The sequence below is a fragment of the Nitrospirota bacterium genome (genome assembly GCA_016219645.1).
Classification (GTDB): Bacteria; Nitrospirota; Nitrospiria; order Nitrospirales; family Nitrospiraceae; genus Palsa-1315.
In genome coordinates, this window is the sequence record JACRLR010000067.1 from 129,996 (window position 1) to 142,061 (window position 12,066).

At 58.3% G+C, this 12,066-nt stretch carries 8 protein-coding genes; all 8 read left to right on the forward strand.

Going from position 1 to position 12,066, the window contains the following annotated elements; genetic code table 11:
* Window positions 1-2 precede the first annotated feature (2 nt).
* The gene (locus tag HZB34_17635; GenBank protein MBI5317786.1) at window positions 3-1,217 is read left to right on the forward strand and encodes an efflux RND transporter periplasmic adaptor subunit; all 1,215 of its coding nucleotides are present in this window, start codon (window positions 3-5) and stop codon (window positions 1,215-1,217) included.
* Window positions 1,217-4,384, forward strand: coding sequence for a multidrug efflux RND transporter permease subunit (locus HZB34_17640; GenBank protein ID MBI5317787.1), 3,168 nt, complete (start codon window positions 1,217-1,219; stop codon window positions 4,382-4,384). The genes HZB34_17635 and HZB34_17640 overlap by 1 nt, the downstream gene beginning before the upstream one ends.
* A gap of 1 nt (window position 4,385) precedes the next feature.
* Complete coding sequence (locus HZB34_17645; protein MBI5317788.1) at window positions 4,386-5,819, forward strand: efflux transporter outer membrane subunit; 1,434 nt, start codon at window positions 4,386-4,388, stop codon at window positions 5,817-5,819.
* A gap of 55 nt (window positions 5,820-5,874) precedes the next feature.
* A complete protein-coding gene (locus HZB34_17650) occupies window positions 5,875-6,975 on the forward strand; it encodes an efflux RND transporter periplasmic adaptor subunit (protein MBI5317789.1) in 1,101 nt (366 codons plus the stop codon).
* A 79-nt stretch (window positions 6,976-7,054) separates the two neighbouring features.
* Window positions 7,055-9,031 (forward strand): ABC transporter ATP-binding protein, encoded by a 1,977-nt coding sequence (locus tag HZB34_17655; protein MBI5317790.1) that lies wholly within the window; start codon window positions 7,055-7,057, stop codon window positions 9,029-9,031.
* Window positions 9,028-10,182 (forward strand): ABC transporter permease, encoded by a 1,155-nt coding sequence (locus HZB34_17660; protein ID MBI5317791.1) that lies wholly within the window; start codon window positions 9,028-9,030, stop codon window positions 10,180-10,182. Before HZB34_17655 ends, HZB34_17660 begins: the two co-directional genes overlap by 4 nt.
* Window positions 10,179-11,351, forward strand: a complete 1,173-nt coding sequence (locus HZB34_17665) for an ABC transporter permease (GenBank protein MBI5317792.1) — start codon at window positions 10,179-10,181, stop codon at window positions 11,349-11,351. The genes HZB34_17660 and HZB34_17665 overlap by 4 nt, the downstream gene beginning before the upstream one ends.
* A 55-nt stretch (window positions 11,352-11,406) precedes the next feature.
* Window positions 11,407-12,006 carry a nitroreductase family protein gene (locus HZB34_17670; GenBank protein MBI5317793.1) on the forward strand — a complete coding sequence of 200 codons (600 nt, stop codon included), beginning with the start codon at window positions 11,407-11,409 and terminating at the stop codon, window positions 12,004-12,006.
* The last annotated feature ends 60 nt before the right edge of the window (window positions 12,007-12,066 follow it).

The window sequence follows — 12,066 nt, forward strand, 5'->3', positions numbered from 1 at the left end:
GGATGTCAAACATCACGGCACAAAATCGAGCACAGAGACTCACGTTCGGTCTGCTTGGTGTGCTGCTCGTTCTTGGCCTTACGGGATTACCCGGCTGCAAGCAGGAGGCGGCTTCTACGCCGGTGCCTCCTATCCCGGAGGTGCCGGTGGTCACGGTGTCGTCCGGCACGATGCCGGATGAACCGGAGTTCATCGGTCAGACCGAAGCGTCGCGACCCGTCGAAATCCGCTCCCAGGTGACGGGTATCCTTAAAGAGAGGTTTTTTGCCGAGGGACGCGATGTGAAGCGAGGCGACCGGCTGTATCAAATCGATCCGATTCCATTCAAAGCGGCGATGAGCAGCGCTAATGCGAGAGTGGCGCAGGCAGAGGCGAGGCTAGTGCAAGCCAAGCAAAATTCTGCTCGCGTGAAACCGCTGCTGGCGGAACAGGCCGTCAGCAAAAAAGATGTGGACGATGCGGTGGCGGAGGAAATGGCCGCCAAGGCGGCACTGGAGGGAGCCAAGGGCGATCAGGTGAAGGCCAAGTTCGATCTCGACAATTCGCTTATTACTGCGCCTATCAGTGGTCGGATCGAGCGGAGTCGGCTCTACGAAGGGCGCCTCATCTCTGCGCAGACCGATCTGTTGACGACAATCCACCAGTTAGACCCCATGTATGTGAACGCGAGCGCTCCGGAAACGTTTGTCCTCAAGCGCTTCCGGGACCGTGCGACTCAACGGATCCAAGGCGCGACACTCTATGAACTGCGAGGTGTCATTACATTTGCGGACGGCAGCACCTATGCGCATGAAGGCAAGTTTGATTTGCTCGAAGTCGGTGTCCGCTCGGCCACCGGCACCAGAGACTTTCGCGTGATCTTCCCTAATCCGGACAACGTCCTGTTCCCAGGGCAGTTCGTGAAGGTCCGCATTTTGGGCGCCGTGAGAACCGGCGTGATCCTGGTCCCCCAGAGCGCCGTTCAGCAGGGACCCAAGGGCCCCATCGTCTTTGTCGTCGGGACTGACAACAAGGTGGAAATCCGCCCTGTTCTGGCCACATCCTGGCGTGGCAGTCAGTGGTCCATCGAAGATGGACTACGTGAGGGAGAGCGGGTGATCATCGCGGGATTTCACATGATCGCACCGGGCGTGCCGGTGAAAGCCGTTCCGTACAATCAATCCGACCCAGCCGCTTCCGGCCAGCCGGCAGATGTAAAGCCGGAGCAGGGGAAATGATCCCGCACTTTTTTATCGATCGGCCAATCTTCGCTTCGGTCCTGTCCGTCGTGATTGTCGTGCTTGGGTTGGTCTCCTTACTAGGCTTGCCTATCGCCCAGTTTCCGGAAATCACGCCCCCCGTCATCCAGATCGACGCGGACTATCCGGGCGCGAGCGCGGAAGTGATTGCGGATTCGGTCGCGCGTCCCATCGAAGTGCAGCTTCCCGGCATCGACAACCTTCTCTACTACGATTCCACCAGTACCAATGACGGGCACATGACCATCAAACTCACGTTCGAAATTGGGACGAACGTGGACATTGCTCAGGTACAGACCCAAAACCGCCAGAAACTGGCGGAGCCCCAGTTACCGCCCGAAGTTGTCCGTCAAGGCATTTCAGTCAAGAAAGTGTCGCCGGACCTGCTCGCGGTCGTCGCGCTCAGTTCCAGCGACCCCACGAAAGATACGGTCTTTGTCTCCAACTACGCGCTCCTCAATGTCATCGATAATCTCAAGCGAATACGTGGCGTCGGAGACGCAGTGGTCTTCGGCGGGCAGAATTACTCGATGCGCCTGATTCTGGACCCGACCAGGATGGCGCAACTCAGCCTCACGCCCACCGACATTGCCAATGTTGTCCGCGAACAAAATCGGGATTTTCCGGCCGGGACGATCGGGCGGGAACCGGCGCCGAAAGGTACCGAACTGACGATCCCGGTGATCACACAAGGCCGTCTCACGGACGTGAAGGACTTCGAGGAGATGATCGTCCGGGCACTCCCAGACGGATCGATGATCCGCTTGAAAGATGTCGCGAAGATCGAGCTGGGCGCTCAATCCTATAGTCTGGAAGGCCGGTGGAACGGCAAACCCAATGTGTTTCTCTTGACCTTCCTGTCGCCGGGTGCGAATGCCCTCGACACGGTGAAGCGAGTCCGGAAGGAAATGGAAGCGGTATCGAAGAGTTTCCCACCGGGGGTCTCCTACGATATCCCGTACGACACGACCAAATTTATCGAAGTGTCCATCAAAGAGGTGGTCAAAACTCTGGCGCAAGCGATGGTGCTGGTCATCCTCGTCGTGTATCTGTTCCTCCAAAGTTGGCGCGCGACGCTGATTCCTGGCGTAGCTGTGCCGGTCTCCCTCATCGGTACCTTTGCCGGCATGCAGGCGCTCGGCTTTTCGATCAACACCCTCACGCTCTTCGGGATGGTCCTTGCCATCGGGATGGTGGTCGACGACGCAATTGTTGTGGTGGAGAACGTCGAGCGCCACATCAGAGAGGGACTCTCGCCGAAGGATGCAGCCAAGAAGGCGATGGATGAGGTCAGTGGACCGGTGATCGCGATCGTACTTGTACTCTGCGCCGTCTTCGTGCCGGTGGGTTTCTTGGGCGGCATCACGGGCGAGCTCTACAAACAATTTGCCATCACCATCGCCATCTCCGTCATTATCTCCGGGATCACCGCCCTCACGCTCAGCCCTGCCCTCTGCTCCCTGGTGCTGAAGCCGGGCCACAGCCAGCGCAGAGGTTTTTTCGCGGTCTTCAATCAACTCTTCGGTTGGACGCAGTCTCGCTATACAGCCGTCGTGGGGACGCTCCTCAACCGCTCAGTCCTATCCCTGGTGCTTTTTGGCATCGTCGGCCTCTCCGCCGCCGGGCTGTTTAGAACAATTCCCCTCAGCTTCTTGCCGGAAGAAGATCAGGGTTACTTCATCACGATCGTCCAGCTGCCGGACGGGGCGTCTAAGCAACGGACCGATGCGGTGCTGAGCAAGATTGAAAATTACTTTCTTTCAGTTCCCGCAATTCATTCGACCGATGCATTAGCCGGCCAGAACTTCGTCTTCGGCACCAGAGGACCGAACTCGGCGACGATGTTTCTGCCCTTGCATCACTGGGACGAACGAAAGGGGCCGCAGAACCATGTGAAGGCCCTGATCGGCGCCGCGTATGGAGAGTTCGCCAAAATTCCGGAGGCGCTGATTTTGGCCTTTAACGCCCCGTCGATCCGGGGACTCGGCGCCACGGGGGGATTTTCCCTCCAGCTTCAAGATCCCAGCAGCGGGGACTTCAATAAGTTTGCCGGTGTGACCCAGGAGTTTCTCACCAAAGCGAGACAGCATCCGGCGATCGGAGCGGTCGGCTCCAGTTTTCGCGTGAGCGCCCCACGAATCTTTGCCCGTGTGGACCGGGAACGGGCCAAATCGCTGGGCGTGCCGATCTCCGAAGTGTTCGACACGCTGCAGGCCTATTTCGGCAATCTCTACATCAATGATTTCCTCAAATTCGGCCGTGTCTATCGGGTGCAGACCGAAGCCGAGGCACAGTTTCGATCTTCGCCTGAGGACGTTGCCAAGATCTACGTGCGCGCCGTGACTGGACAGAAATCCACCATGATTCCGCTCGATACAGTGGTGACGACGGAATTCACAAGTGGACCGGATCCGGTCACCCATTTCAACGGCTATAACACGGCCCTGGTCTTGGGGGCAGCGGCTCCGGGATACAGTTCCGGGCAGGTGCTCGATGCGCTGGATCAGGTCGCCAAGGAAGTGTTGGTTCCTCAAGGATATGGGATCGACTGGAGCGGGATCTCTTACCAGGAACGCATGGTCGGGCGGCAATCGCTTATCGCCTTTACCTTCGGCTTGCTGATGGTGTTTCTTGTGCTGGCCGCGCAGTATGAGAGTTGGGCCGTGCCTTTTGCCGTGCTTCTCGCCGTGCCTTTTGGTATTTTCGGAGCCTTGTCCGCCGTGTGGGTGATGGGGATGAGCAACGACATCTACTTTCAAATCGGATTGATCACGCTGATCGGACTCTCCGCCAAAAACGCCATTCTGATCGTCGAGTTCGCGAACAAACGCTATGAAGCCGGATACTCCCTGGTCGATGCCGCGATGGAAGCCGCCAAGATTCGATACCGGCCGATCGTGATGACCTCGATGGCCTTTATTCTGGGGGTCGTGCCATTAGTGCTCGCCACCGGCGCGGGCGCAGCCAGTCGTAATTCCATCGGCACCGGCGTGTTCGGGGGCATGTTGGCTGCCACGTTCCTTGCCATAAACTTCGTGCCGTTCTTTTTTGTGCTGGTGCGGAAACTCAGTCGGCGTGGTGCCGGTCAAGCGGGTTCTCGTCCCGGGACAAGCTCAATGCCGTTAGGGATAGAAGGAGGAGAGTGATATGCGCAGCCTCGTCCTCGCAGTCTTTTCGATGCTCCTACTCGCGTGCGCGATGGGTCCCGACTATTCACGTCCCGACATTTCCACCTCAGATTCCTTTCGCATGGCTGAAGAGCCGAAAGATCTGCCTTCTCTGGCGAATATGCCGTGGTGGGAACTCTACCAGGACGAAGAACTCCAGCGGATGATCCGTATTGCACTCGAAGAGAACAAAGATCTCAAACGAGCGGTCGCCAGTATCGACGAATTCCAGGCCCGCCTGTATACGGCTCGCATGGACTTTGCCCCTCAATTCAGCGCGACGGGTAATCTTCCCGTCGCTCGCCTGGGCGGCGTGACCTTCCCCGGTTTTCCCAGCCCCTTTGCCCACTATGTGCAAGGATCTCTGTCCTGGGAGATGGATATCTGGGGGCGGATCCGCAGGGCGAATGAGGCGAGCTTGGCAGAACTCTTGGCCCGGGAGGAGACTCGGCGAGCCGTCACGCTGCAAATCGTGGGAGGCGTGGCGCAGTCGTATTTCGATCTTCGGCAATTCGACATGCAGTTGGAGATCGCCAAGCGCACCTTGCTGGCATGGGAGGAGTCGGTGAGAATCGGTCAAGCACGGCTTCGGCAGGGACTGATCAACAAGCTGGACGTTGACCAATTTGAAGCGGAGCGGGAGAATGCCGCCGCTCGTATTGCGGAGCTGAAGCGTCATATGATTCAGAAAGAAAATGAACTCAGCGTGCTGCTGGGGAGGAATCCCAGTCAAATTGCCAGGGGGCGATCACTCACCGAACAAATGATGCCGCCTGTAGTGCCCGCCGGTCTTCCCTCAGAACTGCTCCAACGCCGTCCAGATGTTGTGGCGGCGGAGCAACAATTGGTTGCAGCCACAGCCAGGATCGGGGTGGCGAAAGCCGAACGGTTTCCCAGACTGTCGCTCACAGGTATCCTCGGCGTGGCGAGTCCGCACCTGACGGACTTTGTGTCGCCGGAAACCAGTTTCGGAGTCCTTGCCCCGGTACTGACCGGCCCCTTGTTGAATGCCCAAACGTTAGGGTTTCAACAGCAGGCCGTCGAAGCCCAAGCCAAACAGGCTCTGGCCCAGTACGAACAAACGATCCTCGTCGCGTTCAGGGAGGTTGAAGACGCATTGGTGGGGGTCAGCACGGCCCGTGAGCAGGCGTCCGCCCAGGGAAGGCAGGTCAGTGCCTTGCGGTCGGCCTTGCATCTTGCCAATTTGCGGTACAAAGGCGGCTTAGCGAACTATTTGGATGTCCTCCTTGCACAGCGGAGCCTTTTTGTGACGGAATTGGCACTTGCCGATACCAATAGGCTTCATCTGGTCTCGATCGTGCAACTCTACAAGGCGCTAGGTGGTGGCTGGTCTCCCACCCACGATTCTGTCGCTGGGCCCATATCCCCAAGAGCGGAACAATCCAGCAAGTGAAGACGAGCCAATGATCTGAGTCCTTCGGCTACTCACAAGTCTGTCCATCCAACATATGTCCAGAAAGACCGTCTTGATCGTCGCGCTGGTCCTTATTGTAGTTGCCGCCGGCATCTATGCCGTGCAGCGATTCGTTGTCTCGCACGGCCTGCCCGATGGATTGATTCAGGCGAACGGCCGGATCGAAGGAGACCACATCGCGATCGCGAGTAAGTTCGCGGGGCGGGTTCAGGAATTGCTCGCCCGAGAAGGTGACACCGTCCACGCCGGCCAGGTTCTTGTCCGTTTGGATGATGTGCAGACTCGGACTCGTGTCGATCAGGCTCGCCGTGGGTTCGAGGCGCTTGAATCCCAGGTCCAAGCCGCTCACGCTTCCCTGGCGGTGTTGAACCTTGAGGTTCCGCTGGCCATCGAGACCGCCGATGCAGGCATCTCAAGCGCTCGTGCTGCCGTCGACCAGGCCAGGGCTGTGGAGGACGAGGCGCGCCGTGACGTGGAACGGATGCGGCCGCTCATCGCTGAACAGGCGGTCTCGCGGCAGCAGGTTGACCAAGCCGAGGCCCGATGGAACGTGGCCAAGAGCGAGATCACTACCGCCCGATCGAGACTCACGCAGGCCGTCAAGGAGCTAGCGCAGACGGAGCTGGGCTGGAAACGTATCCGAACCAAGGAAAACGAGGTGGCAACGTGGGAGCGCCAGCGGGATCAAGCCGAGGCGGCCTTGGCCGAGGCTGAGAGTATCCTGGCCGATCTGACCATTGTTGCGCCGACGAGTGGCACGATCACGACCCGTATGGTGGATAAAGGAGAAGTGGTGGTGGCCGGCGCTCCTTTGTTTGAGTTGATGGATCTCGATCGGCTGTATCTCAAAGTGTATATTCCGGAAATCGAGATAGGGAAAGTTCGCCTGGACTTGCCGGCCCGCGTCTACACCGACGCCTTTCCCGATCAGCCTTTCGATGCGACGGTGGGCTACATTGCCTCCAAAGCCGAGTTCACTCCAAAAGAAGTACAGACAAGGGACGAGCGGGTGAAACTGATCTACGCGGTGAAGCTCTATTTGGCTGCAAACCCGGATCATCGGCTCACGCCGGGTCTTCCTGCTGATGCGGTCATCCGATGGCATGAGGGTGTGGCGTGGATGAAGCCGAAATAGTGGTAAGCAAGCTGTCAGCACTCAGCTGCGAGTCAGTTCAGAAGTTCAGAGCAGAAAGCTTATAGGCATCAGGTGCCTAATGGATAAAGCAGCCATAACGCAGGAATCTCCAATTGTTCGAGTGTCCAGCTTCGTCAAGCGCTACAAGAAGCATGTGGCGGTGCAAGGCGTTGATCTGGAGATCCAGCGAGGAGAGATGTACGGCCTGATCGGTCCTGATGGCGCGGGAAAGAGCAGCCTGATGAAAGCGATCGCAGGAGTGTTGTCGTATGAAGGGGGAACGGTCGAGGTCTTCGGGACGACCGTCGATTCCGAGTGGTCGGCGGAGCAGATTAAATCCAAGATTGGGTTTTTGCCTCAAGGGTTGGGGCTGAATCTCTATCCGGCTCTTTCGGTTGAAGAGAACATCGACTTCTTCGCTCGCCTGCGCCTCGTTCCTGAGAAGGACCTGGCCGAGCGCAAGGTCCGGTTGCTGGCGATGACGAGGCTGGATCGCTTCCGTGACCGACCGATGAGGAACCTCTCCGGCGGGATGAAGCAGAAGTTGGGGTTGATCTGCACGCTGATTCATGAGCCGGCGCTGACGATTCTGGATGAACCGACCACCGGAGTGGACCCTGTCTCTCGTCGGGACTTTTGGGCCATTCTGGCTGAATTGCAGCAGGAGCGAGGCATGACGGTTCTGGTCTCCACTGCATACATGGATGAGGCATCTCGATTCCATCGGTTGTCCTTCTTGTCTGAAGGACGGGTGCTTGCATCCGGTACGCCGGCCAGCGTGCAGGGACTCGTCCCGGGAACAATGGTCACGTGTCAAGCCTCTCCGCAAATCGAAGCCGTGATCCGCTTAAAGAAAGATTTCTCTCAGGTGGAAACGCTTGGTCTACTGGTGCATGTGATGACAGAAGAGCAAGACCATTCAGCAGCGGTGCGACGAGTGGAAGAGAGTCTTGGTGACATACAGGCAAAGCAAGTCCGGGCCGATGATCCTGAACTGGAGGACGTATACGTCGCGCTCCTGCTTCGGCAGGGAAGAGTGAAGGACACCATCGGCCCGCTGGCGCCTTCGCCAGAACTTCATCGGAATGATGGGCTGGCCATCGAAGCGCGCGGGCTCATTCGCGAGTTTGGCACGTTCCGCGCAGTTGATCAGGTGAGCTTTCAGGTGAAACAAGGAGAGATTTTCGGGCTGCTTGGTGCCAACGGGGCGGGCAAGACGACTGTGATCAAGATACTGAACGGGATCATGCCGCCCAGTGGGGGAGCAGGGTGGGTGGCGGGGGTAGATATGAAGACCGCTGGCGGAGCGATCAAGGAACGGATCGGCTACATGTCCCAAGCCTTTTCGCTGTATTTGGATCTGACGGTGGAGGAAAACATCCGCCTCTTTGCCGGAATCTATGGTTTGGACAAACGAAAAACGAAGGAGCGGCTTGAGTGGATCATCCACATGGCGGGGCTCGCAGGCTACGAGTCCAATCTCACCAGCGGCCTCCCGATGGGTGTGCGGCAGCGTTTGGCGCTCGGCTGCGCGCTTGTCCATCAGCCACGTGTGTTGTTTCTCGATGAGCCGACATCCGGCGTTGACCCAATCGGCCGCCGCCACTTCTGGGACATCCTCTCCCGATTGGCACGAGAAGAAGGCGTCGCGATTCTCATCACCACCCATTACATGAGTGAGGCAGAACATTGTGACCACCTTGCGTTGATGTATGCGGGCCGGATCGTGGCGGAGGGGTCTCCAAACGAGATGAAAGGCGAAGTCGAAAGGGAGGGAGGGCATCTTCTCGAAGTGGCAACGGATCAACCGGGGCTCGCACTCCGGCGATTGAAGCAGTCGGGATTCGCCGGCGCGGCGCTCTTTGGAACGAAGATCCACCTGCTCTCGACCGACCTCGTGCAGGACGAAGCACGGATTCGCGCGGCCCTGTTGACAGAGGGCCTGCATGTCCAAAGCGTAACCGCCCGTCCCCTCAGCCTCGAGGATGTGTTCGTTCATCGCGTCATGGCGCTGGAGCGGCAGGAACGTCAGACGACTACAGGAGCGGAAGCATGAATCTCCGGCGTATCGCAGCCGTGGCCTCCAAGGAGTGGCGCGAGATCATCCGCGACCGGATGTTTCTGCTCCTTGCTTTCTTAATGCCGGTGGCCTGGATGATCGTATTCGGCTATGGCCTCGCCCTGGACGTGGAAAACATTTCATTCGTGGTGGTGGATCGAGACCACACTTCACTCAGCCGGGAGTACCTACACCGCTTTGTGAAGTCGCGCTATTTCACCTTTCACGGAGAACTTGCCAGTGAGAGAGAAGCCGATGTCTGGTTGCAAAGCGGGAAGGCGCAGGCCGTGATCATCGTGCCGGAGAAGTTCCAGGAGCGTCTGCTATCGGAGCAGCCGGCCGACGTCCAGACGCTCATCGACGGAACGTTCCCTCTTCGCGCGGACATCACCAAGGGTTACGTCATCGCCATCAACAGCGCCTTCAGCCAAGAGCGGCTCGTCGACTACTTCTCCCGCCTGAGCGGGATTTCCCATGCACAGGCCGAGGCTCGGGTACGGCCCATGACGTTGGAGGTGCGCTATCTCTACAACGAAGAGGTTCGGAGCACCTGGTCCATGGTGCCGGCGCTCGTGATGTTTACCTTGATGCTCTCGTCTCCCTTACTGACCGCGCTGGGGATCGTCCGGGAGAAAGAGACCGGCTCCATCTACAACATTTACAGCTCAACGGTGACTCGGATCGAATTTCTCGCCGGCAAGCTGTTTCCCTATGTGCTGATTTCCTGGGTGAACGCCATGATCCTGTGGGTTATGGCCACCCTGTGGTTCGGCGTGCCGTTTAAAGGCAACCTGCTGTTCTTTCTCGCAGCCTCGCTGGTGTTCGTGCTGAGCAGCACCGGCATCGGCCTGCTCGTGTCGCTGCTGGTCCGTACCCAGATAGCGGCCCTCCTCATTACAATGATCGTGAGCATCCTGCCGACTATCCTGTACTCCGGCCTGATCGTTCCCGTCTCTTCCCTGAGTCCCGGCTCGCAGATTCAGGCCCACCTGTTCCCGGGCATGTACTACACCAACATCGTCCGCGGAGCGTTTCTGAAAGGGGTGGGTCCCGAGGTGTTATGGGTGGACGTGCTAGCCCTGGCCCTGTACGCCGCCGTCTTGCGAATCGTCGGGTACCGGCTCTTTACGAAGCGGCCACGATCATGAAATCTGTGCTGGGGCCCAGTTCACAACGTGCGGTTATCTGGTGGCGTCGTTTGGTAGTCATGACCCGAAAGGAGATGCTCCAATTGTTTCGGGACGTGCCGATCGTGTTGTTCCTCGTCTACTCCTTCACGCTGGCGGTTTACATCACAGGGAACGGCCTCCGGTCACAACTGCACAACGCGAGTCTGGCGGTCTATGACGCCGACCACACCCTCTCGTCGCGTGAACTCATCCACAGGTTCCAAGCACCCTTCTTTCGCCTGGAAGGGGAAATTGCCGATCCTCAAGAAGGTCTTCGCCTGCTGGACCGGGGCAAAGCGATGGCGATCTTAGAGATCCCGCCACGGTTCCACGAACAGCTCATGGCGGGAGAGCCCACGGCGGTGCAACTGCTCGTGGACACGACCAATTCGCCGCAAGGCCTGTCCGCCGCCAGTTACGCCGCGCGGATCGTCGCGCGGTTCGGACAGGAGACTGCGCTGGCGAGAGTCGGGAGTTCAGAGGAGTCGTCACAGAACTTGCCGGTGATCGAGAATGACCATCGGGTCTGGTACAACCCGGACCAGAATGAGGCTTGGTTTGAGTCCATTTCACATCTCCTCCGCCAGATTACGATCTTTGCGATTCTACTTCCTGCGGCAGCCCTGGTTCGGGAGAAAGAGCGGGGCACGGTGGAGCAACTATTGGTCTCACCATTGACGCCGTTGCAGATCATGTTGCCCAAGGTACTGTCGATGACGGTAGTGATTCTCTGCGCCACGGCGGTCGGCCTGTTCGGGATCATGCAGCCGGTGTTCGGGGTGCCGATCAAAGGAAGCATCGTGTTGTTTTTCAGCCTCACGGCCCTGTTCGTCTTCACCACTGCCGGCATGGGATTGGCTGCCGCGACGCTGGCGAGGAATCAAGCGCAAGTGGGTATGATGACCCTGTTCGTGGTCGCTCCGATGTTGCTGCTGTCAGGCCTCATGGCGCCAATGGAGGCCCTGCCGGAATGGGTCCGTCACCTCATGGTGCTGTCGCCTCTGCGCTATTTCGTCGAGATCACGCACGGCATTTTGCTCAAAGGTGCGGGCCTGAAGATTCTCTGGGGCTCCGTGCTTGCGATGGTGGTGCTTGGCGCAGCGTTGTTCGGCTTTGGCATGTGGCGATTCCGTCGACAGTTCGAGTGAAGCAACGGAAGAGATGATTTGACGTAAACTCTGATTGAAGTCGAAAGGATGAACAATGGAAAAACCCGCCCAGACGCAATTTCCCATTCACGAGCTGTTGAAAAAGCGATGGAGTCCGCGCGCGTTCGACGAACGGCCGGTGGAAGCAGATACGCTTCTGAGCCTTTTCGAAGCGGCACGGTGGGCCCCTTCATCGAATAACGGGCAGCCCTGGCGATTCCTGGTGGCCATGAAGGAGAATAAGGCTGAGTACGACCGGTTGTTCAACTGCCTGGTCGAAGCCAATCAGAAATGGGCCTATCGTGCACCGGTGCTGCTGCTCTCTGTGGCAAAACTGCAGTTCGAAGATGGCTCGCCGAATCGCCATGCGCTCCATGATACGGGCATGGCGGCGGAGAATCTCGTGATCCAGGCCACAGCGTTCGGGCTTGCCGCCCATCAGATGGCGGGTTTCCGAATCGATCAGGCGCGAAGGGACTGTCAGATTCCAGAGGGTTATGACCCGGTGGCCATAATTGCCATTGGGTATCCAGGCGATCCTGCTTTGTTACCAGACCGCCTGCGCGCAAGGGAAGCTCAGCCAAGAGTCCGCAAGCCCCTGACAGAATTGCTGTACTCGGCAATCTGGGAGCAACCGTCGACCATTTTTCGTTAAGGGGTGAGTTGCGGCGTACCTCCATCGGTGATGATGAGGAGATAGGACGACAGTCATCTA

Excerpts from the sequence above, each read along its gene's own strand:
- HZB34_17635 (MBI5317786.1), top strand. The coding sequence starts at position 3 with ATGTCAAACATCACGGCACAAAATCGAGCACAGAGACTCACGTTCGGT.
- HZB34_17645 (MBI5317788.1), top strand. The coding sequence starts at position 4,386 with ATGCGCAGCCTCGTCCTCGCAGTCTTTTCGATGCTCCTACTCGCGTGC.
- HZB34_17650 (MBI5317789.1), top strand. The coding sequence starts at position 5,875 with ATGTCCAGAAAGACCGTCTTGATCGTCGCGCTGGTCCTTATTGTAGTT.
- HZB34_17655 (MBI5317790.1), top strand. The coding sequence starts at position 7,055 with ATGGATAAAGCAGCCATAACGCAGGAATCTCCAATTGTTCGAGTGTCC.
- HZB34_17660 (MBI5317791.1), top strand. The coding sequence starts at position 9,028 with ATGAATCTCCGGCGTATCGCAGCCGTGGCCTCCAAGGAGTGGCGCGAG.
- HZB34_17665 (MBI5317792.1), top strand. The coding sequence starts at position 10,179 with ATGAAATCTGTGCTGGGGCCCAGTTCACAACGTGCGGTTATCTGGTGG.
- HZB34_17670 (MBI5317793.1), top strand. The coding sequence starts at position 11,407 with ATGGAAAAACCCGCCCAGACGCAATTTCCCATTCACGAGCTGTTGAAA.